25 protein-coding genes and 2 pseudogenes are annotated in these 25,873 nt (G+C 43.9%); 20 read left to right on the top strand and 7 right to left on the bottom strand.

Annotated elements, in window-relative coordinates:
- Nucleotides 1-22: 22 nt before the first annotated feature.
- Entirely contained in the window at nt 23-1,330 is a 1,308-nt protein-coding gene (locus ACXAGK_RS16700; protein ID WP_474857096.1) for a short-chain fatty acid transporter, read from the top strand.
- Between the two features lie 82 nt (nt 1,331-1,412).
- Nucleotides 1,413-1,973: an isochorismatase family protein gene (locus ACXAGK_RS16695; RefSeq protein ID WP_474857095.1), complete on the top strand. Its 561-nt coding sequence runs from the start codon at nt 1,413-1,415 to the stop codon at nt 1,971-1,973.
- A gap of 32 nt (nt 1,974-2,005) precedes the next feature.
- Here the strand turns inward: ACXAGK_RS16695 and ACXAGK_RS16690 are convergent, their stop codons facing one another.
- Entirely contained in the window at nt 2,006-2,530 is a 525-nt protein-coding gene (locus tag ACXAGK_RS16690) for a cysteine hydrolase family protein (protein ID WP_474857094.1), read from the bottom strand.
- 124 nt (nt 2,531-2,654) lie between these two features.
- Between ACXAGK_RS16690 and ACXAGK_RS16685 the strand changes: the two genes are divergently transcribed.
- The 3 genes from ACXAGK_RS16685 to ACXAGK_RS16675 all read left to right on the top strand — a co-directional run bounded on the left by ACXAGK_RS16685 (nt 2,655) and on the right by ACXAGK_RS16675 (nt 5,580).
- Nucleotides 2,655-3,611, top strand: a complete 957-nt coding sequence (locus tag ACXAGK_RS16685; protein ID WP_474857093.1) for a GlxA family transcriptional regulator — start codon at nt 2,655-2,657, stop codon at nt 3,609-3,611.
- A gap of 81 nt (nt 3,612-3,692) precedes the next feature.
- Nucleotides 3,693-4,895 (top strand): zinc metallochaperone GTPase ZigA, encoded by a 1,203-nt coding sequence (gene zigA, locus ACXAGK_RS16680; RefSeq protein WP_474857092.1) that lies wholly within the window; start codon nt 3,693-3,695, stop codon nt 4,893-4,895.
- A 1-nt stretch (nt 4,896) separates the two neighbouring features.
- Nucleotides 4,897-5,580, top strand: coding sequence for a DUF1826 domain-containing protein (locus ACXAGK_RS16675; RefSeq protein WP_474806003.1), 684 nt, complete (start codon nt 4,897-4,899; stop codon nt 5,578-5,580).
- 137 nt (nt 5,581-5,717) lie between these two features.
- Here ACXAGK_RS16675 and ACXAGK_RS16670 read toward each other — a convergent pair whose 3' ends face one another.
- On the bottom strand, nt 5,718-7,202 hold the full coding sequence (locus tag ACXAGK_RS16670) for an ATP-binding cassette domain-containing protein (protein WP_474857091.1): 1,485 nt from the start codon (nt 7,200-7,202) through the stop codon (nt 5,718-5,720).
- A 239-nt stretch (nt 7,203-7,441) separates the two neighbouring features.
- Between ACXAGK_RS16670 and ACXAGK_RS16665 the strand changes: the two genes are divergently transcribed.
- The 4 genes and pseudogenes from ACXAGK_RS16665 to ACXAGK_RS16650 all read left to right on the top strand — a co-directional run bounded on the left by ACXAGK_RS16665 (nt 7,442) and on the right by ACXAGK_RS16650 (nt 9,949).
- Nucleotides 7,442-8,098 carry a hypothetical protein gene (locus tag ACXAGK_RS16665; protein WP_474857090.1) on the top strand — a complete coding sequence of 219 codons (657 nt, stop codon included), beginning with the start codon at nt 7,442-7,444 and terminating at the stop codon, nt 8,096-8,098.
- Nucleotides 8,099-8,124: 26 nt separating this feature from the next.
- Nucleotides 8,125-8,857 (top strand): annotated as a pseudogene (locus tag ACXAGK_RS16660) (SDR family oxidoreductase).
- A gap of 5 nt (nt 8,858-8,862) precedes the next feature.
- Nucleotides 8,863-9,351, top strand: a complete 489-nt coding sequence (locus ACXAGK_RS16655) for a GNAT family N-acetyltransferase (RefSeq protein WP_474857089.1) — start codon at nt 8,863-8,865, stop codon at nt 9,349-9,351.
- 85 nt (nt 9,352-9,436) lie between these two features.
- On the top strand, nt 9,437-9,949 hold the full coding sequence (locus tag ACXAGK_RS16650; protein WP_474857088.1) for a M23 family metallopeptidase: 513 nt from the start codon (nt 9,437-9,439) through the stop codon (nt 9,947-9,949).
- Nucleotides 9,950-10,072: 123 nt separating this feature from the next.
- Here the strand turns inward: ACXAGK_RS16650 and ACXAGK_RS16645 are convergent, their stop codons facing one another.
- Both ACXAGK_RS16645 and ACXAGK_RS16640 read right to left on the bottom strand, forming a co-directional pair.
- Nucleotides 10,073-10,477 (bottom strand): hypothetical protein, encoded by a 405-nt coding sequence (locus ACXAGK_RS16645; RefSeq protein WP_474857087.1) that lies wholly within the window; start codon nt 10,475-10,477, stop codon nt 10,073-10,075.
- A 33-nt stretch (nt 10,478-10,510) separates the two neighbouring features.
- Entirely contained in the window at nt 10,511-10,909 is a 399-nt protein-coding gene (locus ACXAGK_RS16640; protein ID WP_474857086.1) for an SEL1-like repeat protein, read from the bottom strand.
- 473 nt (nt 10,910-11,382) lie between these two features.
- Here ACXAGK_RS16640 and ACXAGK_RS16635 point away from each other — a divergent pair, with 473 nt between their 5' ends.
- The 3 genes from ACXAGK_RS16635 to ACXAGK_RS16625 all read left to right on the top strand — a co-directional run bounded on the left by ACXAGK_RS16635 (nt 11,383) and on the right by ACXAGK_RS16625 (nt 15,187).
- The gene (locus ACXAGK_RS16635; protein WP_474857085.1) at nt 11,383-12,771 is read left to right on the top strand and encodes a L,D-transpeptidase family protein; all 1,389 of its coding nucleotides are present in this window, start codon (nt 11,383-11,385) and stop codon (nt 12,769-12,771) included.
- 41 nt (nt 12,772-12,812) lie between these two features.
- Nucleotides 12,813-13,877, top strand: coding sequence for a YcbK family protein (locus ACXAGK_RS16630; RefSeq protein WP_474857084.1), 1,065 nt, complete (start codon nt 12,813-12,815; stop codon nt 13,875-13,877).
- Between the two features lie 131 nt (nt 13,878-14,008).
- On the top strand, nt 14,009-15,187 hold the full coding sequence (locus ACXAGK_RS16625; RefSeq protein ID WP_474857083.1) for an alcohol dehydrogenase family protein: 1,179 nt from the start codon (nt 14,009-14,011) through the stop codon (nt 15,185-15,187).
- A 67-nt stretch (nt 15,188-15,254) separates the two neighbouring features.
- On the opposite strand, the gene ACXAGK_RS16620 is transcribed toward ACXAGK_RS16625, so the two are convergent.
- Nucleotides 15,255-15,668, bottom strand: a complete 414-nt coding sequence (locus ACXAGK_RS16620; protein ID WP_474857082.1) for a helix-turn-helix domain-containing protein — start codon at nt 15,666-15,668, stop codon at nt 15,255-15,257.
- Nucleotides 15,669-15,759: 91 nt separating this feature from the next.
- On the opposite strand from ACXAGK_RS16620, the gene ACXAGK_RS16615 reads away from it, so the two are divergent.
- The 7 genes and pseudogenes from ACXAGK_RS16615 to ACXAGK_RS16585 all read left to right on the top strand — a co-directional run bounded on the left by ACXAGK_RS16615 (nt 15,760) and on the right by ACXAGK_RS16585 (nt 20,189).
- The gene (locus ACXAGK_RS16615; protein ID WP_474857081.1) at nt 15,760-16,245 is read left to right on the top strand and encodes a DUF2938 domain-containing protein; all 486 of its coding nucleotides are present in this window, start codon (nt 15,760-15,762) and stop codon (nt 16,243-16,245) included.
- Nucleotides 16,246-16,331: 86 nt separating this feature from the next.
- Entirely contained in the window at nt 16,332-16,769 is a 438-nt protein-coding gene (locus tag ACXAGK_RS16610; RefSeq protein WP_474857080.1) for a GNAT family N-acetyltransferase, read from the top strand.
- Between the two features lie 45 nt (nt 16,770-16,814).
- Nucleotides 16,815-17,193 (top strand): annotated as a pseudogene (locus tag ACXAGK_RS16605) (VOC family protein).
- Entirely contained in the window at nt 17,190-17,609 is a 420-nt protein-coding gene (locus ACXAGK_RS16600; protein ID WP_474857079.1) for a GNAT family N-acetyltransferase, read from the top strand. Before ACXAGK_RS16605 ends, ACXAGK_RS16600 begins: the two are co-directional and overlap by 4 nt.
- 409 nt (nt 17,610-18,018) lie before the next feature.
- Nucleotides 18,019-18,684 carry a FlgO family outer membrane protein gene (locus tag ACXAGK_RS16595; RefSeq protein ID WP_474857078.1) on the top strand — a complete coding sequence of 222 codons (666 nt, stop codon included), beginning with the start codon at nt 18,019-18,021 and terminating at the stop codon, nt 18,682-18,684.
- 4 nt (nt 18,685-18,688) lie between these two features.
- Nucleotides 18,689-19,453 (top strand): FlgO family outer membrane protein, encoded by a 765-nt coding sequence (locus tag ACXAGK_RS16590; RefSeq protein ID WP_474857077.1) that lies wholly within the window; start codon nt 18,689-18,691, stop codon nt 19,451-19,453.
- 10 nt (nt 19,454-19,463) lie between these two features.
- Entirely contained in the window at nt 19,464-20,189 is a 726-nt protein-coding gene (locus tag ACXAGK_RS16585) for a FlgO family outer membrane protein (RefSeq protein ID WP_474857076.1), read from the top strand.
- A gap of 125 nt (nt 20,190-20,314) precedes the next feature.
- Here the strand turns inward: ACXAGK_RS16585 and mnmC2 are convergent, their stop codons facing one another.
- Together mnmC2 and ACXAGK_RS16575 are read right to left on the bottom strand one after the other, a co-directional pair.
- Nucleotides 20,315-22,513 (bottom strand): tRNA (5-methylaminomethyl-2-thiouridine)(34)-methyltransferase MnmC2, encoded by a 2,199-nt coding sequence (mnmC2, locus tag ACXAGK_RS16580; protein WP_474857075.1) that lies wholly within the window; start codon nt 22,511-22,513, stop codon nt 20,315-20,317.
- Between the two features lie 3 nt (nt 22,514-22,516).
- A complete protein-coding gene (locus ACXAGK_RS16575; protein ID WP_474857074.1) occupies nt 22,517-23,791 on the bottom strand; it encodes a Kelch repeat-containing protein in 1,275 nt (424 codons plus the stop codon).
- 223 nt (nt 23,792-24,014) lie between these two features.
- On the opposite strand from ACXAGK_RS16575, the gene ACXAGK_RS16570 reads away from it, so the two are divergent.
- A complete protein-coding gene (locus ACXAGK_RS16570) occupies nt 24,015-25,580 on the top strand; it encodes an AMP-binding protein (RefSeq protein WP_474857073.1) in 1,566 nt (521 codons plus the stop codon).
- The last annotated feature ends 293 nt before the right edge of the window (nt 25,581-25,873 follow it).

The raw sequence follows: 25,873 nt of genomic DNA, 5'->3' as shown, positions 1-25,873 counted from the left end.
TTAACAAGTTGTGAGAGCGTTAATGCTAAATCGTGCATCAAAACCCTTTGTAAAACTCGTCGAAAGATATCTTCCCGACCCTTATATTTTCGTTTTATTGTTAACGCTCATAACGCTTTTCTTTGCGGTGGTCATTCAAGACCAATCACCACTTACCACAGTTCAACAGTGGGGCGACGGATTCTGGGGACTGTTAACCTTTTCAATGCAAATGCTCTTGGTTTTAGTAAGCGGGTTTATGCTGGCATGCACGCCGCTAGTCAAAACGCTGCTGGAAAGTCTCGCCCGTCTAGCTAAAAGCCCAGGAAGCGCTATTGTACTGGTTACTTTAGTGTCGCTTACAGCCAGTTGGATAAACTGGGGCTTCGGGCTAGTGGTAGGTGCGTTATTTGCCAAAGCACTTGCAAGAAAAGTGTCGGTAGATTATCGGCTATTGGTGGCCAGCGCATACTCAGGTTTTGTCGTATGGCATGGCGGCTTGGCGGGCTCTGTACCGTTAACTATTGCAACACCGGGCCATTTTTCAGAGGCACAAATAGGTGTAATTGGTACCAGCGAGACGATTTTTAGCAGCTTCAACTTACTGTTGTTGGCAATTATGTTTGTAGTTATCCCCCTTGTGAATCGCTTAATGCTCCCTCCTAAATCTGAAAGCGTGATTGTGGATAGCACGAAGCTACAAGACGATGCTTTACCTTCAGCAGAAAACGAAAGACCCGCCGATAAACTTGAAAACAGCAAAGCGCTTGGTTTACTTGTCGGGTTCGCTGGGCTTGCTTATCTTACAAATTATTTCATTTCTGGCGGCGGGCTAAACCTAAACATCGTTAATACGCTATTTCTTTTCCTTGCTATTGTCCTTCACGGTACGCCACGTAATGTTTTACATAGTTTGCAGCAAGCCGTTCAAGGCGGCAGCGGAATTGTAATACAGTTTCCGTTTTATGCTGGCATCATGGCGGTTATGGTGCAATCTGGATTGGCGCAGACAATGTCAGAATGGCTAATTAGTTTTGCATCTGCAGAGTCGTTGCCCGTATGGAGTTTTATTAGTGCAGGTATTGTTAATATTTTCGTACCTTCGGGTGGCGGGCAGTGGGCGGTGCAAGCACCTGTAATCCTCCCCGCGGCCGCTGAGCTGGGTGCGGAAGTTAATAGGGTAGCAATGGCAGTGGCGTGGGGCGACGCTTGGACGAACTTAATTCAGCCGTTTTGGGCGCTCCCCGTACTTGCCATAGCCGGCCTGAAAGCCAAAGACATTATGGGCTTTTGCTTGGTTCAGCTTATTGTAACCGGTGTCATTATTTCCTTGGTATTGCGGTTTGTGTGAGGATTTCGAGAGCAATTTAACGCCGTAAAACAAAGCGAAAAGAGCCGAATGTGAAGCCATAACTTAAATACAAGCGGTGTGAATGATGCCTTTAGACGAAGAAAAGGTAGGGTTGTTGGTCGTAGATATTCAGGGCACTTTAGCTCGAAGAGTCAGCGATAGCGAAGCAATGATATGCAAAACCGCAAAGCTAATACAGTGTTGTAAATTGCTCAATATTCCCGTAGTCGTGCTTGAGCAAAATCCTGATGGCTTAGGTGGAACGGTCCCTGAAATTGAAACTCATGTTGCAAGTGACCCTCACTTTAAGAAGTTTACTTTTAACGCTGTAGCGGGTACTGACCAGTGCTCGTCCGAAATACTGGCGTACATTGGTAATATGGAATTAAATCGATGGCTGGTTGTGGGAATTGAAGCCCACGTATGCGTCTATCAAACGGTAACGGGTTTATTGGAAAATAATCACACTGTGGAAGTAATACAGGACTGCATTTCTTCCAGAGAATCTTCTAACGCTTTGCTAGCCATTGACAATATGCGTGAGCGAGGCGCGCAAATCAGCAGTTTTGAGATGACAGTTTTTGAACTTTTAAAATCATGCCAACATCCAAAATTCCGAGAAGTGTTAGCGCTCATCAAGTAGTCGAACAACGTGATGAGCGAAACAAGTCGGAGCTAAGCGAATGCGGTTTCTATCGATACAATGTCAATACCGCGCACTTGCATAGAATCCAGCGCCAATAGGTGACCAATGGCGTCACGTGTGCAGGTGCACGGTTCAATTACTTTAGGGGAATACTTGGCAGCAGCTGGTGACAATGCTGTGTGAGTTACGCAATTGTGCGTCATCATTCCTGCCAGAAGAATTTCATCCACGCCCAATGACTGTAAGGTTTCTTCTAAATTGGTTTTTTCAAAACAATCGGCGTGTTGCTTCGTGATAACGGGTGCATTCGGTGCTGCGGCAATCACCTCTTTGTGAATGTCAGCACCATGAGTGCCTTCATAGAAAAATAACCCTTCTCCGGCGGCAACAGGTACGAGATGCTGTATATGAATAATCGGAATGCTCTTTTCCTTTGCAATAGCCATCGCTTTAAGTGTTTCTTGCATCGCAAGCTCTGGTTTGTGTAAAGGATACTTCCCTTCAGGAAAGTAGTCGTTTTGAATATCAATAACAATAAGTGCTTGTTTAACCACGGTCTTACCCCTTTTTCCAAGAAACAATCTCTAGCACGGTTTAAGTTGTGCTTACTCGATATTGACTATTCTGCAGATTTTCACGTGTAATAGAGAGTGACGATAATGACAAAAAGCACGCCAAATGCGACAGCGTTCACAAAGCGACAATGAAATGATGAAAGAAATAAAAATAGCAGTAATAAACTATCCAACCGCAAGCCAATCTGCGCTTTACGGCATAGTTGAAATGTTAGAGTTAGCGAATACGATGTGTGAGCAAGTCAACGCTGACGTGGCGTTTAGCGCGAGTATTTGCAAAGCGGAACAGTTAAATTCAAATGCGCTGGTTGATGTCGTCATCTTGCCGCCAAGCATGAGTGAGACATTTTTTGAGCATGACTTCACATCACTCATCAACTATATGGAAGTCATGCAGTCCCAAGGTGCATTGCTCGCATCTGCTTGCGTAGGTGCATTTATTCTTGGCAAAGGGGGCTTTTTAGATAACAAAGTGTGTACTACACACTGGCGAATTGCCGATCACTTCATGGCAGCCTTTCCCACAGCAAAACTAGACGCCAAGTCTATCGTGGTAAACGGGGAGGGCGTAATAACAGCTGGCGGGAGAATGGCGTGGATTGATCTTGTGTTTGAAATCATATCGACCTTAAGCTCACCGACCATTGCATTGAATCTTTCTAAAGAGATGGTGGTGGATACAGGTTACAGGGAGCAAGGCTTTTATCACCAGTTTTCACCTAAAAAAGATCATGGCGATGCTCTCGTTGTTAAAGCGCAAAATTACTTGGCAAATCATTACAGTCAGCCAATTTCTCTTAGCGATTTAGCCAGCCACGCTTTCGTCAGCCAGCGAACCTTACAGCGAAGATTTACGCAAGCGTTAGGTATGTCAGTCATCGACTATCTGCAAAAGCTGAGACTTCATCATGCTTGTCAGCAAATTGAAGTATCAACGCGCAGCATTGCTGATATCGCATTCAACGTGGGCTATCAAAACGTCAATGCGTTTAGGAAGATATTCCGTAAAGAGTACGGGCTTAGTCCGGTGGAATACCGCAAGCGTTTTGCAATAAATTAATCATATCGTTATTTTCATTTTAAGTGTTATGTTATAACATTTATTAAGTTCGAGATTTAAAATGAAACTTAGAGAGTCGTTATGTCTATTCAAACTCAGCTTCCCGTTACCGTACTATCGGGCTTTCTAGGCGCCGGTAAGACCACGGTTCTAAACCATATTCTGAATAATCGTGATGGATTGAAAGTGGCGGTTATAGTCAACGATATGAGTGAAATCAACATTGATGCCGCTACCGTGAAAAACGAGGTTAGTTTTAATCGAGCTGAAGAAAAGCTGGTTGAAATGAGCAACGGTTGCATTTGTTGTACGTTGCGAGAAGATTTACTTGAAGAGATAGAGCGTTTAGCGCACGAAGGGAAGTACGATTATTTGGTCATTGAGTCTACGGGCATATCGGAGCCGCTACCAGTGGCCGAGACTTTTACTTTTGCCGATGAAGACGGCAAAAGCTTATCGGAAATCTCTCGTCTCGATACCATGGTCACGGTTGTTGATGCATTGAATTTTCTTAAAGACTATGACGAAGCTAAGTTTCTCAACGAAGTGGGTGAGAGCTTGGGTGAGGAAGACGAGCGAAGCGTGGCAGATTTATTGGTAGAGCAAGTGGAATTTGCTGACATTTTGCTAATAAGCAAAACTGACTTGGTTTCTGAAGAAGATTTGGCCCGCCTTAAAAGTATCCTTCAAACTTTAAATACCGAGGCTATTCAAGTTCCTATTGAGCATGGGAAAGTACCGTTAGATAAGGTATTAAACACAGGTCGGTTTAGCTTTGAGCGCGCTCAGCAATCGCCGGGTTGGTTGAAAGAAATGCGTGGCGAACATGTGCCAGAAACCGAAGAGTTTGGTATCAGCAGCTTTTCGTACGAAGCGCGACGTCCGTTTGATCCGCAGAAGTTTTATGATTTTATTCATAGTAAAGACATTGCAGGTAAGTTAATTCGTTCAAAAGGCTTCTTCTGGCTGGCAACACGCCCACAGCTTGCAGGCAGTTGGAGCCAGGCTGGCGGTATGGCGAGATACGGAGCCGCTGGATTGTTTTGGAAAGCCGTACCCAAAGAGCAGTTGCCTGAAGACCCTGACTATCTTAAAGCGATTGAAGAGCAATGGATGGAGCCTTTCGGTGATATGCGTCAAGAGCTAGTATTTATTGGGCAAGGGCTTAATAAAGAGGACATAATCAGGCGCTTAGACAGTTGCTTGTTAACAGACGAACAGCTTATTCAAGGTCATCATGTTTGGGCTGAAATGCCTGACCCATTTCCTGCGTGGGAGCACTAGTATGCAGGCGTTACAAGACCACAATACTGTCTTCGAACATAGCATCTCTTGGCGTTCAAGCGCCGACGCTATGGTTCTGGGCGATATTTTTGAAGAAGGGGTTAGCGTTACGGTATGGAACAGACCCGAGGCGCCGCTCATCTCCCAATATTATGACGAGGTTTTTAAATCATTAGGAATGGGTATTCGTGGTGTGTTTTCTGTTGCTTCTCTAAGGAAGGAAATTGCCACGCTTCTACCAGGCGAAGAAACCAGCATTGGAAAACAAGCCGCCATTGATGATATTTATCTGCTTTCTGACATGCTTACCACACTATTTGATTGTGACAGTGTAGGGGTAAGACTCGTGCCCTTATCTTCGGCAATGTGCCCCAGCTTTCACGTAGACAATATTCCTGTTCGATTGGTAAATACTTATTTAGGCGAAGGTACTGAGTGGTTACCTAAAGAAAGTGTGGTAACTAGCCCGATGATTGGCCTTAACGACGCGAATACGCAAGGGCTTACGAAGAATAGGCTAGGGCAGCGCTACCAAGAAAGCAGCATTAAACAAATGAGTGCTTTTGATGTGGGGTTACTCAAAGGAAAGTCTTGGCAAGGTCATGAAGAGTTTGCCGCCGTACATCGGTCTTGCAAAGTGCAACCAAATACTCAACGTGTGCTGCTTACTCTAGACCCAATGTAGTTTCAAAAAGAGCACTGCATTAAATATGAGCCAGATGCAGATTTTAGGCGCTTATAATGCCTTTCTACCATTTCTTTGGCGCTATCACTCTTTTTCATGAGTTTTTCCTTGTGATAGCGCCTTTTTCTTCTCAGATTTTAGTTTGCTACATTGTAGTCTTTCATATTCAGGGTGTTGCGAATGCTGGGAATGCATTCCTCTGGGTTGTGATTAACATACAGCAGCGTGCTGGTGCCCGCCTTTGCCAATATATCAATAAGCTTAAGTGCTTTTTGGCGGTTGAAGTCGTCTAAACCGTTACAGGGTTCATCTAATATAAGCAGTGCAGGGTGTTTTACCATAGACCTCGCTATAAGCACTAATCGCTGATCGCCAAACGATAGTGACTGAAACGGTGTATTCTTCTTCTGTTGTAAGCCCAGTACAGCAAGCCATTGTTCTGCTACGTTTCGCTCAGCCAACGTTGGGCGGCTGTATAGACCAATGCTGTCGTGAAAGCCAGAAATGATTACATGTTCAACACTTGCGTTTACTTTGTATTGCATGTGCAGCGCATTCGACATAATTCCAATGTGCTTCTTAATATCCCATATGCTCTCGCCAGTCCCTCGTTTTATTCCAAACATTGTTAAGTCGTTGGTATAACAATGGGAATTATCACCAGTAAACATTTGAAGCAAACAAGTTTTACCTGACCCGTTCGGGCCAGTTATCTGCCAATGCTCATTTTTATTAAGCGTAAAGTTAAGCTTTTCAAATACAGTACGTTCATCGAAACGCATAAAGCCGTCATTTAGCTGGATCAAGGTATGGGGTAGTGAATCAAGTTCACTGGTTGACTCCTTGCGATTTGGGTCGCTGCGGTTTGGATCATTAGCGTTTAGCGCTGCGGGTACATCGATATCATCAGACTCCAGCGCAAACCAAGTACTCAACTCTGAGCGCAAGTCATCATAGTTAAGTGTGCCGTCAGATTTCCACGTAATAGCTAGATCATCCATAACAATGAGTTGTGCATGAAGGCCCTCAGGAATGTCTGCAAGCTTGTTGGCGGTCAACGCCAGTGCTGCTTGTTGTTGAGAAACAAGAAAGCGACTAAATGCATTAATCGCTTCAACATCTAAGCCTTCGAAAGGTTCATCAAGCAAAATAATTGCAGCGTCGCTCAACCACGCCAGCATGATAATTACCTTGCGGGTTTCTCCCGTAGACAGCGAAAGAAACGCACTATCCAGCAAATGCTCAACTCTAAGCGCAGAAGTAAGTTCGCTGTAATAAGGGTGATGTTGATAATCCTCATTGGTGCGTAAGAATAACTCGCGTACCTGTGTTGGCTCAGCGATTACATCTGAAATATCCGCACTGTCTTTTTGCTTTTCTTGTTCAATTAATGCCTGTTGTTTAAATACTGATACTTCCGCTACAAGAGAACTACTCTCGCGAATACCGCTTTCTACTTTACCGTTACCCGCTAGTGATGAAATTAAGAGCGACTTCCCGCTACTATTTCTACCTGCAATAATGTAGTGCGAGGGTGGTTTTTCATTATTCAGTGTTAACGAAAATGCAGGGGTAATATATTGATTAGAAAGCTTTGTTTGAAATTCGGAAAGATACAACATTATGATTGCGAGTGGATAAGAAGTAGAACTATTGTGAAGTTTTCTGTTTACCTGTCAATGGTGTTATTCCTCAGTAGAGCTAATTAGCCTGCTGTGCCTTTCGAAAATGGTGCTCTATGTTTAATCACGATTATCGTGGGAACCTTGATGTAATTTACACCTCTTAGTATTTGTATTAAAAACCAACAGCTTCAACTTTAATACTTAGTGCCCAAATAGATTAGCTAAGAGAACAAGGAATGATTACGTTTAAAAAAGGATTTACACTAATCTGTGTAGCACTCATTTATTTTATTATTTCGGTTTTAATACACGAGGTAGGGCACGGAATAGCAGGGAAAATATTAGGGATGGGGCAGTTAGTCATTGCTGTTTGGCCTGGCTTCGAAATTTTTCCGGAAATGGGGGCGCTGAGTCATATAAAGCATTGGCCCGGCAGTGCGGTAGCAGTTGTTAGTTTCATTCCAGAGGTAAAATCTTTAAGTGTTGATATTCACCGCGAATTTAACTCTTATATTATCAAGCCTATCCTAAACATACAGCATAGCAGCGTTGTATACGACCAAAACCGTGTAGCTGTCGTTCTTTTGATGGGAAGTGGGACAACTTACTTAATCTCTTTGCTATGTACTATTTTCCTTTGGCTATGCAGCCCTGTGGGTATCTTGAGAAAAGTGTGTGTATTCGGCGCTTTTATGTTTTATGACCTGCTATGCTACTCAATTTTCCCAGTCTTTTTTGACCTTCGCCACTTAATATTTATCGGTGGGAAGCTACCTGAGCCTGTTATCGCTCTTGAACAATTGGGAATGCCCTTAGAAATTTCAGTAACGTTAATTGTGATTGTGTGTTGTACTCAAGCTTATTTTATAAAGCGATTGCTGAGTAAAGAGTAACCAAATTTTTTAGATAGGGATATCAAGTGGAAGAAGTAGTCCTTGTTACAGGAGCAAGCCGTGGTATTGGTGCCGCAACCGCTAAACTGCTAGGAAGTAAAGATTATAAGGTTTGCGTTAATTACCTATCAGATAAAAATGCTGCGGATAGGGTGTGCGCGTCGATAGCTGAAAGTGGTGGCGTTGCATTTACCCATAAAGCCGATGTTTCAGATGAAGCACAAGTGCTGAACATGTTTGAGACTGTGAACAGCCAATGGGGTGAAATAACGCATTTGGTAAACAATGTGGGCATTTTATTTACCAAAACTGAGCTTATCAACGTTAGTGCTGAGCGTTTTACCAAAACACTTAATACCAATGTGCTTAGTGCATTTTTGTGCTCAAAAGCTTTTGTCAGACAAAACGTTACGGGTGGCGCAATAGTCAACGTTTCATCCATAGCCTCTCGTACAGGTGCGCCCTTTGAATACGTAGATTATGCCGCATCGAAAGGAGCTATGGATTCATTCACCAAAGGGCTTTCCTTAGAACTTGCCGCAAAAAAATATTCGTGTGAACAGCGTTAGGCCTGGGTTTATCAAAACCGACATTCACGCGGATGGCGGTGAACCTGGCAGAGTAGAGCGGTTGCGCTCACAAATACCTATGCAGCGGGGCGGTACAGCTGACGAAGTCGCCCAAGCTATAGCTTGGCTTCTATCATCTCAGTCTTCGTATGTTACTGGGTCGTTTATTGATTTAGCAGGTGGGAAGTAAAGCGCATGGTAACACTCAGAGATTTTAAAATGAGCGATGTAGGTAGGCTGGTAGATATTTTAAATCAACGGTCGGTCACTCAATATTTTTCGACAAAAATTCCCAGCCCTTATACAAGAGAAGATGCTATGTGGTGGGTTCAAGAGGGTAGTACCCAAGGCTTTATAAGAGCTGTTGAGTATGAGGGCGAGTTAGTAGGGTGTATTGGTGTTAACCGCGGTCATTTTGAATATGAAAGGTCTGGAGAGGTTGGTTACTGGCTTTGTTCATCACACTGGCGAAAAGGCATTATGCGCGATGCACTGCGCCAAATTATTGCCCTTACTTTTTCAGACACAAATATAGAACGCATTTTCGCCTGCGTATTTTCATCCAATTTTGCTTCGCAAAAGTTGCTGCTAAATGCAGGGTTCAAGCTGGAAGCGATATTGCAACGCGCCATTTTCAAAGATGGACAGTTTTACGATAGCCATATTTTTACCACCTTGAGATAGCTAGAAGGTAATTCCCCGAATAAAGTGTTTATCTGAGTCTGAGAAAACAACCTTCGAAAGGTGCGACCTATAAAAAGGAACTTTTGTGAAAAAAACGATCATATCAATTTTACTAATTTTTCTGGTATTCATTTGCGCGGGGCTAGTAATTCCAGAAAAACTTGTAATTCCAGTAGAGGGGGCATCCTCTAACGACTGGAATCACAACACGTTTTGGTATGAGCCATGGGGCAGCTCTGGTGTGCACAAAGGTGTAGACATCTTTGGTGCAAAAGGTACGCCTGTTCAATCCACTACCTCTGGCTACGTTATCTACACAGGCGAATTGGGAAAAGGAGGGAACGTTGTCGCGGTTCTTGGCCCCAAGTGGCGTGTGCATTATTACGCTCACATGCAAGAAGTTACAGTTGAGAAGGGGACTTGGTTATCGCAAAAAGATAAAGTGGGAACCCTTGGCGATACTGGCAATGCCAAAGGTAAGCAGCCACACCTTCACTACTCGATTGTTTCTCTTATTCCTTTGCCATGGAAAGCAACGTCTGAAACTCAAGGTTGGAAAAAAATGTTTTTTCTTAATCCTCACGAGAAGTTGATTTAGGCGCAAATGCAAGAATAAGATCTTTTTTAGGTAAATACATACAGCTAAATCTCGCCGTTTTTTACAAAACGCCCGATGAAGTGATAAACCGCGCGTCTTATAAAATATAGACGTTAACTTCTTTTAGAAATCACTCATAAGAAATTGCCAGTAATAGCGTATGAATTGGTCAGTGGGTATGTCAGAGCATGCATTTGCTTTATCTTGACAACTACGGCCCTTGATTCTTGTACCTGTGGTGTTTTTTGTGATGGAGATTGGTGCGCTCTGATAGTATTCAATACCAGTATCAATGAGCTCGCCAAGTTTTGGTGTTTTAACGGTAACGACTTCAATCTCGTCCCCGTTTGGCGCTAATGCTCCTGCTTTGTGGGCAAGTGGGGCTTGTTCATCAGAATTCTTCGCGGATAGTGCTTCTAGTGTTGATAGCGTTTGTGGGAAGTTTTGTTCATTAAGCCTTTGCTCCGACTTCAATCTAGCTACTGTGTTAGGCACCAGCTCATGGCGCTGCTCAGCCGCTTTAGCCAACCAAAAGTCAGCTTGCTCTAAATTTTGTACGCTTTAGCTTGGGTTCGACAAAATCTCAGCCATAAAATAAACCGCGTTTTTGTGACCACTCTTGGCTGAATCTCTAAGAAAGCGTAAGCCTGTCTCTTTATCAGCAAGGTTATCGTCAGAGATAATTAATAGTCCTGCTTTATAATTTCCCTCAGTAGAACCCCAGCTCCCCGCTTTTTTAAAAGCTTTTAATGCTTTGCTTTTATTTTTATCGGTTCCATAACCATTAAGGTACATATCCCCCAATATAATATTTGCGTTTATGTGCTTGCGAGCGCTTACTTTAATATCTTTGAAGCGTTGAACACATTCCCGTTCTGCGCAAGGGAAATAAGAAATTGATGCAGCGTTAGCCTGTGAAATTGCAATAACCGAAAGTAAGAAAAGATAGTATTTGAGCATTGTTGATATCCTTATTCTGCTTGATTTGTAAACACCGTCACCATCCTAGACGTATTGTTATATTTGTTCAATAATACTTTTACTGTTGTAAAAACGATGCTAGTTCAACTAGTTAAATAGTTTAGTTAAGTGTTTAGCCTTTTAGTTGCTTACCTAACTAAATCTTCTTGGCTACTACCAGATATGTCTTCGCCAAACATCGAGTGTTCCACTGAAGCGTTTAGCGCTATTGCGGCTCTATTTATATTTCTAAACCTATCTAGTTTGTAAAATTTACGGCGATTTTCTAACCTTTTCCCGTAAAATTCTTACTGAAAAGCTGAATTACCTACACATAATAATTCTGTTATCTAAATCCTTTCACTTCCTGCTTATGCAAATAAATTATATTTTTCAGTAGGTTGTGTCTTTTGTTATTCCCTGGCACTTGTTTTGCGACCTTGACTATGTGTGTATTTTCAAGGAAAGGAACAATGGAAACCGAACATCGAGCCGTTAAGCATACTGTTCAATTGCGCAATAGTAATCAACTGGGAACGAATTCTTCTGTTCGCTATTCAGCGCCCAAAAAGCGAACTTTTAGGGTAGCGAAAAAGCTCATTATCGCTGCTGCTTCTTTCTGGTTACCCTTGGTAGGTGTTGCCTCGACCGTTTCTACTTCCACTCCGAAAGCATTAGAACAGACTAATAATGACTCTGTTTTGCAGACACAGTTAAAGCAAATGAAAAGTGCCTATGCTTTTTATTCTTCTATAGCTCAGCAAGGTGGCTGGGAATCTTTAAACAAAGACTTGCTTCTTAAACATGGCGCATTGAGAAAGGCTTCAGCAGATGCAACACCTATCTACAGTGAAGAGGAAGTTCAAGCAGTGACTGCATTAGTCTCTCGTTTAGGTAGAGAATACACCTCGATTAATACAAATTGTACTCACGCATTTACAGCGGCTCACTCCGAGCCATGCGTTTTCGATAAAGATGTCGAAAATGCAGTAAAAGATTTTCAACGCCGTCACGGCCTTGTAGTAGATGGAGTAGTGGGCAGAAAGACGCTTGCTGCACTAAATGTGTCGGCTGATAAAAAAGCCCAGCAGTTAGCACTGAATATCACGCGCTTGGAAATGTTCGAAGAAAAAGACAGCGATGCTTATGTGTTAGTTAACATTCCAGAATTCCGCCTTCGTTATATTAGTAAAGGTAGAGTAAAAGCCACTAAAGACGTGGTAGTAGGCAAGCCAAGTTGGGCTACACCTTCTTTTAGCGATCATATCGAAAAATTTGTAGTTAACCCAGAATGGCGTATACCACTTTCGATCGCGACTAAAGAGATCGCCCCAAAAGTAGCAGACAACCCTAATTATTCAGAAGAAAACAACATCGTTATTCGTAAAAATAGTTTTGTTGATGATGAGTTGGTTGACCCCAATACAATCGATTGGGAAAACATAAAGCCCTATCAGTTTAATCATTTTCTAGTAAAGCTTCCCAACGAAAAAAATCCGTTAGGCAAGGTTAAATATCTATTCCCAAATCGACACGCTGTGTACGTGCACGATACGCCTTATCAACAGTGGTTCAGTGAGACAAACCGCGCAGCGTCTCACGGCTGTATTAGATTGGAAGACCCTTTTTCACTAGCAAAGTTAATTGCAGAAGAGCAGGGCGTAGAGAGTCTAATGGACAATGTCATAACAGCTCGTGAATTAAGCCAGTCAAAAACGTTTCACCTTGAAGAGCCTCTGCCTATTCATTTGGTGTATTGGACCGCATGGGCTGACCAAGACGGTACCGTGAACTTTAGAAATGATATTTATCAGCGCGATAGACGCGATGCTAAGGCGCTTACTCAGGTAGCGTCTCTGTAAAAGAATATATACGAATAATATTGGTAACAAGGCAAATGAAGATGATAGTGAACAACCTAATTGTTTCGGTAGTGGCATTCGCATTACTTTTGAACGCACATTATGCACATGCTCTTGCGCAGGGCGCAGATGCAAAAAGTGCCGAGGTGGTTCAGAAAAAAGTTTCTCAGAGAAGCACTCAAAGAGCGCCGCATGAGCCAGTTGTCGTTGAGAATAAAGCTCACTTAGAAGACGCGGAGTTTAGTTTAAAGATCAACAATATAGTAATGCCTTATAACGTTTTTTCTTTATTCGTGTTGCCTGAAGAGATTACAGAGCTAGAAATTATTTATCCGCAGCCGGACAAAACCTACCAATTGTTTGAAAACGGCGTGATGGTTGAAAAATCCGAGTCTATGACATGGCACTGGAAGGCGAAAAATACCCCTGGTGAGCAGCGTCTAGAAATAAGAAGTGAAGACGGACAGGTCAATATGTCGTTAAATGTATTTGTTATGGTTCCTGCCGAAAAAGTCCAGGGCGGACGCCTAAAATATTATCATATAGGGCCTTATCCAGATGAAAGCGAAGTCAAAAATAAAGACGTTTACGTTGAACCTGAAGGCTTTATTGAAGTTACTAAAAATAACCAAGACTTATTGTTGTCTCCCCATTTCAAGTTAAAAGAATTCACCAGTAAACAGCGCTCTGGCTACCCGAAGTTCGTATACCTTCGTCCGTCTCTACTTTTAAAGCTCGAAATGCTTAGAAGAGAAATGAATATGAACAATATTCATGTTTCAAACATGGTGATCATGAGCGGCTATAGAACACCTCAGTACAACAAGTCAATCGGTAACGTGAAATTTAGTCGACATGTATATGGCGATGCTGCCGACATTTTTGTAGATAATGACGGTAACTATCGAATGGACGATTTGAACAGCGACGGTGTAGTAAATATTAAAGATGCTGACGTTATGGCCAACATGATTGCAGAGCTGAATAAGCGCAGTGAATATAAAGGTTTAATTGGTGGTTTGGGAGTTTACGGACCTAAACCTCACCGAGGTCCATTTATTCATATTGACACCCGTGGAATTAAAGCGCGTTGGCGAAAGCCCTAACTTCGGTAAACTTTAAACACTATGCAACCGTTTAAATACTAACCGTAAGAACGTAGCTGCTTTGCATGAGCGTCAGGCATACGTTATTTTGGGCGTATTAATTGTTATTAATCCTAAACGTAAGAGAGATTATGAGTATTACTAGCTTGCTTGGCGATAAGCAAAGGTTCGATGTAAAACCTGACGATACGACTATGAAGGCTGTGGTGACCATGGCGAACGGTGGTTATGAGCAGTTAAATTACACCGATGTTCCCATGCCAAAACCGCTTGCTGGCGAGGTGCTAGTTCAGGTTTTAGCAGCGGGAGTTAATAATACGGAAATTAATACTCGATTAGGTTGGTATTCTTCTAAAGTCACGCAAGGCACTGACGCGCTGGATGAGAATGACGATGAGAAATCAAGCGCAGCAGAAGAGTTAGACGGTGGATGGAATGAACAAACCCCTTTTCCGTTTATTCAAGGGACTGACTGTTGTGGTCGAATCGTAGCCGTTGGAGAAGGCGTAGACCCTACACGTATCGGAGAGCGAATTTTGATACGTTCTTGCATCCGAAAAGACTCTTGGGACTCATTAGAGAATATTTGGATGGCGTCAGACTTCGATGGCGCTTTCGCCCAGTACGTAAAGATAACCGCGAGTGAAGCCTTCGCTGTCGAGTGTGATTGGTCGGATTCCGAACTCGGAACCATACCATGCGCTTATGGCACTGCTGAAAATATGGTCCATCGAGCTGGTGTTTCTAAAGGCGAGCATGTTTTGGTGACAGGGGCTTCAGGTGGTGTAGGTTCTGCAGTTGTTCAGTTAGCTAAACGCCGTGGTGCGACAGTTACCGCCGTTGTTGGTAAAAATAAAATGGACGTGCTTAAGGAAATAGGTGCAGACCGCGTTATCGAACGCAACAGCGATTTAGTTGAAGTGTTAGGAGAAAAGTCGGTAGATGTAGTTGTCGATAACGTTGCAGGTGACGGATTCACACAAATGTCCGTGGTTATGAAACGCGGTGGTCGCTACGCTTCTTCCGGCGCCATCGCGGGGCCAATAGTCACCCTTGATATGCGCAACTTTTACTTAAAAGATCTTACCTTTATTGGTTGTACTGCGTGGGACGAGCCGGTTTTTCCAAATCTTGTTTCATATATTGAGCGAGGTGAAATAAAACCTATGCTAGCTAAAACCTACCCGCTGGAAGATATCGTAACAGCACAAAAAGATTTCTCTGAGAAAAAGCACGTGGGCAAAATCGTGTTGCTGCCACCCGAGCAGACGACACCGCAACAGGATTATATCGATAGTTTGAAACAATGAGTGCTATGTTTCGACTACGGTTAAATTGATTTAGATGACAATGAAAAGCCCGCTCAATGCGGGCATTTTACTTTTTACTCGATGCTAAGCCTTTTATTGCCCCTGTACCTGCAAGGTTCATCAAGCGACGAAATCTTGGGCATTCTAAGTGGCTTGGTGCTGTGCAGGCTGCCGCATGTTTCAGACCATCACGCATGGCTGTGAGCTTCTTTATTGTTCCGTCTAATTCATTAGCTTTTCTCAGTAGTAGCTCACGATCAATTTCAGGCTTTGCCTCGTTCCCCAAAATGCCCGAAATCTCTTCTAAAGAAAAACCTGCAGCGCGACCTAATGCTATTAACTCAAGACGCTCTAGTACATTCGGGCTAAACACGCGACGTATACCTTGCCTACCAATAGAACTGATAAGACCTTTCTCTTCATAAAACCGAAGTGTTGATGCTGACACTCCTGACTTTTTGGCTACTTGAGATATTTCCATACATTTTTCCAAAGGATTGCTTGACTTAAAGTTAACTTGAAGTTGTAGGCTATCATCTCTAATTAAATGTAACTAGCTGTTGAGTGTGAATATGCAGAATATTGTTTTTATCTTACTGATTGGCATTGGAGCTACTCTAGTGATGGATTTATGGGCGCTGCTAAGGCAACAATTATTTGGTATTGCTCCAACAAATTGGGCCATGGTGGGGCGCTGGATAGGGCACATGAGAAAAGGACAGTTTCGTCATACTTCTATTGCAAACGCCGATGCTGTGAGTGGTGAGAAGGTAATTGGGTGGACAGCGCACTACGTGATCGGTATTGGCTATGCGGTATTACTTTATCTTTTATTTGGAGAGGCTTGGTTGCTAGAACCATCGGCAGGGCCAGCTTTAGCACTAGGTATAGCCACAGTCGTTGCACCATTTTTCGTATTGCAGCCTGGAATGGGCGCAGGAATTGCTGCGTCGAAAATGCCTAATCCTAACGCTGTTCGCCTACACAGCGTTTTAAACCATGCAGTATTTGGCTTAGGGTTGTACCTTTCGGCGTTGGTTCTTAGGCCCGTCCTTTAGACTTGGCTATAATCGCTTGTTGATTAATTGAATAAAGTTCGGCTTATAATGCGTATCGAAATAAAACGAGCGTAAAAGAAAACAGGATGAAAATTTCACTGGAAGAAATAAACAAATCTAACTATGAGCAGGTTTGTGACTTGGACGTGGCGGAAGATCAACAAGCGTTTGTTGCGTGCAATATGTGGTCGCTGGTTGAGTCTTTTTATAATGATAACCATACCTGTAAAGCCATTTATTGCAACGACCAGCCCGTAGGGTTCTTTATGTGGGTTCAGGAAACGCCAACTAAGGTGTCCATTTGGCGCTTTATGATTGATGAGAGCCATCAAAATAAAGGAATTGGCAGAGTTGCTTTGTCTCAAGCTATCGCGCTTATAAAGCAAACTTCTGAGCTTAAATTTATTGAGATATGCTATAACCCTAAGAATCCTGTCGCCAAAACCTTCTATTCAAGTTTCGGTTTCGAAGAGGTGGGATTAGATGAAGATGGCGAAGACATGCTTGCTGTTATTGCCATTTAGCCACGATTTAAATTTAAAGCAGCGAAATGCGAGAAATCTCAAGATATGGACGTCATAGATATTAAGACTTTTATTCCAAGCAAAAACTACGACATTTCTAAAGCATTTTATTCTGAGATTGGATTTAATGCAGAATATGTAAATGAAGACCTAACACTGTTTGAAAATGGTGATTGTCTCTTCTTTCTTCAGCGCTTCTATAATCCTGAATTGGCGAATAACTTTATGCTTCAAATATGTGTAGCAGACATTCAGGACGCTTTTGATTTGTGCTCGCGCTCGTTACATAAAACGAAAATATCTTCAATTGAGAAGCAAAGTTGGGGAAGTGTTTTCTATCTATGGGGCCCGTCGGGCGAACTACTTCATATTACCGAATTAGGTAGCTAGCTTTTGCGAGAACGGCGGGCGGAATGACGAATGATGCATACGAATTACACCGTTGAAGAAAGTCCTCCGTCAGCTGAAGACTTTGCCAGTTTAAGAAAATTGATTGGATGGAATAACCCGTGTTTATCGGTTGTTCAAAAGAGTATTGATGCCCCGTTGTTTTGGGCAACAATTTACCTCGACAACAACCTTGTAGGCTCTGGTCGGGTGATTGGCGATGGCGCAATGTATTTTTACATTCAAGACGTCATTATTCATCCAGGACATCAGAATAAAGGTTTGGGATCGGAAATAATGAACACCTTGATTGCACATTTAGAGTCTTGCTGCGCACCTGGCGCAACGATTGGCTTATTGGCTGCGCATGGTAAGGAAAGTTTTTATCTTAAGTTCGGTTTTGAACCTCGTGATGGTGAAAGTTTAGGTCTGGGCATGTGCAGGTTTATTTAGCTACCTGGTCATTAACGTGGCATGAGAGTCCCGGGAGTTCTTAAGTTTTTTAATCACATGGCATTGTGATCATTGCCTATTTAATATCGGCAGCTTTCTGTCCTAAGGCGGCAAGTCATCTCCGCTTTTTAAGAACGCTCTGGCTATAAACATCAAACTCTTTTAGCGCTGAAGAAGGTACATCTACTGAAACTAGGCGCTTTATATCACTTGGTTATCAGCAATTTTTTTCAATGTATCCCTCAATGTATCGTTCAATGCTACTAGCAGCCTCTCTTTGGTGTGAATTTTGCAAAAGCCTGCTTAAAGACACTGAAAATGTCGGTTTGCGAAGTAGCTGATCACCGTTTTTTGATGAGTTTTCGCTTCTTTCCGATAATAATTTGACGTTTTTCACTGGACACGTGTAATGAAAAGTATCACAAAACCTGTCTCTCACGCTTTGCTGACAGAAAATGGTCGCTTAGTCGCGAAAGCCTTGGCATATACCGCGCTTATCTTGGGCTTACTCTCTGGTTGCTCTTCATCTGACGAGCCTAAGAGTCAATTTGCGCAAACCGATGCCAGCGACGTATCGGCATTGGGGAATGTGGAATACCATACCTATATGTTGGCGAACGAACTTTTTGCTGATGTGGGTCCAGCACGTCAGTCTCGCTATGCGGTAGTTGGCTTTGTACCTGCCGATACTATGAAATACAGTGCTGATCATCAACATCCGCTAATGTTGTTGGGCCATCAACTTGAACAGGGAATGATTACTGAGGCCACGAAAAGAGGCTTTTCTACTCAAGAATTTAAGCTTTCGAACGATATAATTGTTAGTAACGAAAGCGACAGAGTGTTAACGCGCAATATCGACCAGCTTTCCAACATTGAGCGCGTCGATTTTTATATTACCGGCACTATGTTGTATCAAGAGTCTGGTGCGGTGGTTAACGCTCGAATTATCAACGCAAGAAATAAAAACATTGTCGCTGCAGCAACACGCTTTTTCCCTGCCGAACTGTTTTGGCGCGAAGAACAAGTAACCACCAGAAACGGCAAGTTATACAGAACTGAAGGTACGAGGTAACCCCATGAAAAGACGAAATCAATACGCAGCGCTTTCGCTTTGTGCTTCACTGCTGAGCGTTAGCGGGTGCTCTATGATGATGGGGGAAGAAGAGGTAGCAGAACAAGCGCCTCAGCGCCCAGCCATGAACGTGATTGATATTACTGCCGCCGACCGCGCTCCTACGAAGCCAGTTGAAAATACCAGTGATACCCAGTCTCAGGCTATGGACGCGTATGGCGCTATCGGTCAACCTCCTTTGTATTCGAGCGTACAGGGCGCGTATAAAGGTCGACCTCTAACCAAGCATATTGGCGACTATGTGAAGAACATGGCGCAAGACTTAATTGCCAATATGGAATACGTGAATAACAAGACACCTATTGGTGTAACCCATTTCGCACTGCTAGATACTGACTTGCAGAAAACAGATTTGCTTGGCCGTCAGATGGCGGAATCTTTTGTTCACGAACTGCATAAATTCCGCGTGCCGGTTATCGACTTCAAAGCCACCGAGTATATTCGCATTACTGACGATGGCGATTTTGTATTAAGCCGAGACTATTTGGAATTGAGCAGCAGCCTGCCTATTGAATACGTGTTAACCGGAACCATGACCAAGCACCAAGGTGGCGTGTTAGTTAACGCCCGTATTTTAGGCATGGAGTCGCGTGCAGTGGTGGCAACTGCGCAAATGCTAGTGCCGTTCTACGTTGTAGATGCACTTATTCCAAGTGACGGTAGCCAGCAAAACGGTATGCGCGATGGCGTTAAGCTAAGTCGCGGCTAGGAGTTTCAGTATGGTGTTTACTAAGAAGCTTGTTCAAAATAGCTGGGTAGCGGTTGGCCTTATGCTAAGTGTATGTATGACAGGGTGCACTAGCACAGAGTCTATTGGCTCATTTTGGTTAGGTGAAGACGGTGAAATTACGCATCACGCTGAGCCAGTTCCTGTACCAAGCCGCTCAGGGTTAGAGTACACACCAGATTCTCGCGATAGACAATATCAACAGCACGTGGAAGTAGAGCCCGGCTACAAGGACCCGCTACACCATGGCTATTCACCTTCACAAACGCACAAACGTTTAAACGATTACGCTTCGCAGCTTGCGATGGAGTTGATGGACAATGCAACCCGTCTTACGCAGCAAGATATGGTGGGTGTGGCGAGTTTTGTAAGGCTTAATCAGACGTTGAGCGACAGCACCGTGTTAGGCAATCAGCTTTCAGAGTATCTAATTGCTGAGCTGCAAGACTTTGGGTTAGCGGTTGTCGACTTTAAACTTGCAGGTGGCATTACTGTAACGCCAGTGGGCGATTTCGTACTCACGCGAGATGGTACTGCACTCGCTAAACAGGTTGAAATGGACCATGTTGTAACCGGCACCATTATTGAAGATGACAGAGGCGTACGCGTAAACGCCCGTATTGTGTCGCTGGAAAATAAACAAGTGGTGGCAAGCGCCAACGTATACATTCCTGCGTTTATCGTGATGGATTTAAATAAAATGGCTAGCGTAAACTAGCCATTTAGTTCCATTGCGCTCTGTTTTTTCAAAGCGAACTCATTTCATGTTCGCTTTAAAACCTCTAAATATCCGATCTATTGTGTTTAAGGACAGGAGAATTTTCGCAAAAACCTCTCGGTTTATTATCCCTGACTTCTAATCGCTTCTCGCGTCATAAAGCGGCTGGTGTTAACGGCATTAAGCAGATCATTGCTTAAAGGTAGCGGCTCCCTACATAGACTGCTTACCAAAACCTCTGCCATTAATGGCGCTGTGGTTAACCCTCGTGACCCTAAGCAAGTAAGGGTGGACACTACACTTTCAGGCAACACAGGCGCGCTGGTTAACGGCTTGCCCACGCCTAGCATATCGTAGTGTTTTTTCAACGCATTAAAATCATGCAGTACACCGACTACAGGCTGGTGGTCGGGCGAACCTAAGCGCGTTGCCGCTCTTGCTTGGCCGTCGTGTTGTAATGCCTGCACGATGTCGGTATTTGCCAGCGCCTGTTCATGTGTGGCAAGGTTCGTTTCAGTTTCGTCGCTTCGCACATCGGTACTTAAGTCGTTTTTCACGTAGGTTGAGCCAAGTGCGTGTCTGTCGTCGAGCGCAGGCGTCATATAGCCTTTATGACACAATACCGTTTTGAGCTGTTCAATTGGCATTTGGGTGGGGATGGCTTCAACCTGGCCGCGAACAGGGCGAAGGGACAGGCTGTCAAAATCGCTAGCGTTTACCGCACCTGCGCCAAGGGCAAGAATAAGATGATCGGCAATAACGTTTTCTTGCGATAAGTCGCTATCGAAAGTGTTGCTATCAAGATCACCCTTAGCACATTTCTCAGGCTCACCAAGGTTAAAACAAATTTGCACTTTATGTGTTGCTGACCCGTTTACGCTGCCATCTTTAGTTATAACCACATCACCCGTATCAAGAGCGCCGGTTGAAGCACCGCCGTCAACATTACGTAGCGTTCCCTCAATCGCTTTATGGGATACATAGGTATGATTGGGTTTCAGCGTGAGCTTGCCACTTTGAAGAGCTTCTTCAATCATGGCACTAACTAGCTGTGGAGGAGAAAGCCATCCGCCCAAGCCAATGTATAAGCCAGAGTAGGGAAGAGCTAGGTTAGCGATATCGCTCACTTCTTTGTTGTCCACGGGTTTAATTAAAGCTTCAGGCCATACGTCGGCTGCTGCCAGTTTATTTTGGCGTTCCGCTACCTTGTCGTTAAAGCTTAATTGAATAACGCCACAAAAATCATGGGCAACGTCGGCTAGGCCACAGGCTTTTGCATGTTCAATAGTGTGATCGTAGGCTTGTCTAGCATACAAAAAACTGTGCGCCTGAATGCGGCTGGCAATACTTGCTTCGCTATGAAGCTGCGGGTAAAAGCCGCCTTGCGGGTTTCCGGACGCGCCGCTTGCAAGAGTGTCCCCATCGAAATACAAGGTGGTGTTAATACCGCGCTTCACTAACGCAAGGCACGCAGTGGCTGCAGCAAGGCCGGATCCTACTACTGCTACTTTACTTGTTTTATCTAAACTGCCGTTAGCGTACCTGTAATAGGGGCCAGCAGGCAGGCGAAGTTTATGCTGCACATTTTCGTTGTCTTGGTTAAAAACGCCGGTCAGCATGTCACGCTTACGGCCAAAGCCGTTGCGTTTTTTAATGCTAAAACCCACACCAGCTAGCCCACGCTTTACTATGCCTGCGGCGGTAAATGTGCCAAAGGTTGTACCGGTTTTTGATAAGCGAGCCATTTGGCTAAACAGAGCGTCGGTCCACATGTCGGGGTTTTTGCTTGGTGCGAAACCATCTAAAAACCAGGCATCGATTAGTCCATTTGCAGGGGAATGCCATTGAGGTAAAAGCTCGTGAACATCACCAATCCACAGGTCGAGCGTGGTTGAGTGCTTATTGAAATGTAAGCGATGACAACCTTCAAGTCCCATAGGGTAAAGTGCAGCGAGTGCTTGCGCTTCGTCTTTAAGGGCAGGGAAAGCTTCTAGTGCACGCTGCATATCCTGTTGAGGCAGTGGAAACTTTTCCGTGGTAATAAAGTACAGGTGCTTAAGTGGATGATTCGGGTTCGCTGCTTTAAATTCGTTAAAAGCACGCATAGCAACTAAGAAATTAAGCCCAGTCCCGAAACCTGTTTCGGCAATGACAAAAGTTGGGTTGCGCCACTGTTGCCAGCGTTCAGCAAGGTCGTTGCCAGCAACAAAAACGTGTTGGGTTTCATCAATTCCGCTGTCGTTAGAAAAATAAACGTCGTCAAAATGGTCGGCGACAGGTGTACCGCTCTCATTAAAATGAACCTGTGCATGCTTAGATTTCACTGTTTATTTTTCTCCGCTTATATTGTTTTGGTGCTGGCACTCTAGTTTGGGGGCTGTTTTTACTCGTTCATCAGCTTGCCCATCCGATGATTGGCTTGAAACGTTAAAGCTAGTTTGTCGCGTTGGTGAACAAGACGCCTCTGCGAGTGCTGAAAAATGCGTGGTGACTTTACTGGTCACGCGCTGCGCGCCAAGCATACCGCCAATAGTGACCCAAGAACCGTTAACGTTAATTAATCCGCGATGATCCATGGTGGGCGCTTCAGCTTCTGTTTTCGATATACCCCACGTTTCTTTTGCAATATCAAAGGCCCAAATGGCGTCATCTGCAGTTGAAGGCTCGCCGTTATAGCCAATGCCATCGTAGTTGTACGGGTTAGCCGAGCCGCCTAAAAAATAGATTTTATTGGTGGCCTCATCGCCCGCTGCGGCCATGCGATAGCGCGCAGTACCTGTTGGATGGTCAAGTTTACGCCAATCAACCTTTAAAGGGTTTTTCTTATCAATTACGCCTTTGAAACAGGCGGTTTCTGCAGCAAAGCTACGGCGTTTATCACTGTGCGGTGTTACTGATACGCCGTCACAAATTACCATGGTGTTATTAACGATGCCTCCAGCTTGACCAAATACCGGTTGGCCAAGAAAAGGGCTTGCCTGTTGCCATTGCTCGGTTTGCGTATCGTAGATTTGTACAAGATTTACGTTGCCATCGTTGTGCCAGCCTGAAACTAAGTAAACGTAGCGGTCTTGGTAAACCAGTGCAGTTGCATCATCAACAGGTACAGGCATAGGCGCCAATAGCGTATATTCCTCTGTCGTGGGCGAGTATTTATAAACATCTGGCGTACTAATTTCATTATGATCTTCATCCACCGTGTAGCCACCAAAAATGTAAACGGCATCGTTAACACCTACCGCCACGGAAGCCAAGCGACCTTTTAGTGCAAGGCTGGATGGAACTGGGGGAAGAGCTTGCCACTGCAAAGGTTTATCTTTGTTGTTAATAACGAGCTGCCAAGCTCGGTTGTGCACGTCTTTATGGGTTTTGCCTTTGCCGAGCCCCATAAAACTAAATACATATTGTGTGTTGTTTATGGTGACAGAAGCTACGGCATTGTTTGACACAGGCTCTGGTAGCGCGGGGAGCCTAATAGTCGAAGCTGCTGCTGAGACAGTCGCTGCAGAAGCAATGATAAAGGCTGCCACCACGAAAGAAAGTCGGGGTATCGCACTTTGAAAAATGTGTAGAGCAATGGTTCTTGGCTTTTTTAATAACACAGCAATCTTCAGTTTTATCTAAATTTTGAACGTTTGGCCGCGTATTCTACCTGTCACCTTTTTGTTTTTCCGCAAAAGTTTGTACCTGCTTAAAACTCTTCTTTTTTTATTGCTTCTGCAAATAACAATCTATCAGTAAAAACAATACGTTTATTTAATTGCCATTGTAAATAATTTGTTAAATTTAGCTGTACATCTATTGAAGATAGTTCAGGGAGAAGATATGGCGGGCGTGTTTCACCAATGTGGCAAGAGCATTTGCAAACGCACAAGAGACGAAATGGATGAGCGTGCACGTATCATCGCGTATGCACTTGCTGAGCAAGATGTAAAAGAAAACGATGTGGTAGCTATTTTTATGCGAAACCACGTCGATATATTCGAAATAGTAGAGGCATGCCGATATGTGGGTTCGCGTTATGTTTTGCTTAATTGGCACAGCCCAGTTGCAGAACTTTTGCCTATTTTAGACGACTGCAGCGCTAAAGTGCTGTTCGCTCATCGCGATTTATTAAAGTGGGAGAATGACCGCCAAACCTTATTACAAGTTCCTACCTTGTCAGTGATATACACGATTAAAACGCCAAAAAGCATTTTAGAGCGCTATCATCTTACAGGTGAGTCTGAATTGGCTAAAGAACCGAAAGCTGGGGGGCAGTATCAGTGCCTTGATACGCTATTAGCTGCCCCAAACGCAAAGCGCCACAATGAACCGCCGAAACGCTTCAAGGGCATGTTTCCGTACACGTCAGGCAGTACAGGAAAACCCAAGGGCATTATGCGCGATGAAGACCTAACGCGGCCGGACCCTTATTTGATATTCAAAGGCCTCTCTGAAGCGTTAATGCAATTGTCGGAAGGTGACCGCTTTTTTGTCTCTGCACCACTTTATCATAGCGCACCTCATGCGCTTACGCTCTGCTGTTTAGCAGCGGGTAATGTTGATGTATACATTGAGCCTCAATTCGACCCGGAACGATTTTTACAAGACATAGAGCGGTTTAAACTGACTCATGCTTACATTGTTCCCACCATGATGGTGAGGCTACTTAAACTGCCCGAGTCGATAAGAAGCAAATACGACACTTCAAGTTTGCGATTTGCCTTATCAACAGGGTCGGCACTGCCAAGCGATGTGAAAGAAGCAATGATTAACTGGTTTGGGCCAATATTTTATGAGTCTTATGGCGCTAGCGAATTGGGCTTCATGACCTTAATTTCATCTAAAGAGGCATTAGCTAAGCCTAATTCTGTGGGCAAGCCCATTCCCGGTGCAGCAATTAAAATACTGAGCGACAATAAAGAGGCGTGTGAAGTAGGGGACGTTGGCGTTATATACGCGCATCTCTCTATGTTCGCGCCATTCAAGTATACCAATACTACGGGCGCGCCGAGTGACTTGCATGTTGGTGAATTCACAACATTAGGCGATATGGGTTATGTGGACGAAGATGGTTACTTATACATTTGCGATAGAAAAAAAGACATGATCATCTCAGGTGGCGCCAATATATTTCCTGCTGAAATAGAAAGCGTCATCATAGAAATGCCTGAGGTTGCAGACTGCGCGGTATTCGGTGTGCCTGATGCTGAGTATGGCGAGAAAGTCGTGGTGGCTATTCAATGCCTACCCGGCAATACGCTTTCGATTGATGCGCTACACGGGTATTTAGATGGCAAACTAGCGCGGTTCAAGTGGCCTAAAACGTTGCAAATACTCGAAGCTCTGCCCAGAGAAGATACGGGTAAAATATTTAAGAACAAACTTAGAGCCCAATTTAGTGAATAAAAGAAACCGCAAAAGTTTATGTTCAAGCTATTTTGAAGGTTTTGTGAAGGTATAAATTAACGCTAGTCATGACCCTGTGCATTCGTGCTACATTGGACTTATTAAAATAAAAAACTACGTAGCCGCAGACGGTAACAACGAAAGAGAAGGGAAGTGGTCAAGTAACCTGTTTGTACCAATATGCACAGCATTGAAACAGGTACTGTAACGCTTAAGTATAGCTAGTTCGAGTATGGCAATTGGCAGAGCAGACCACTTTACCATTCAAAATCGTTACCATAAGCCGCAACAAC

The sequence above is a fragment of the Alteromonas sp. ABM1_013 genome (genome assembly GCF_056160505.1).
This window is presented reverse-complemented; position numbering and strand designations above follow the sequence as displayed.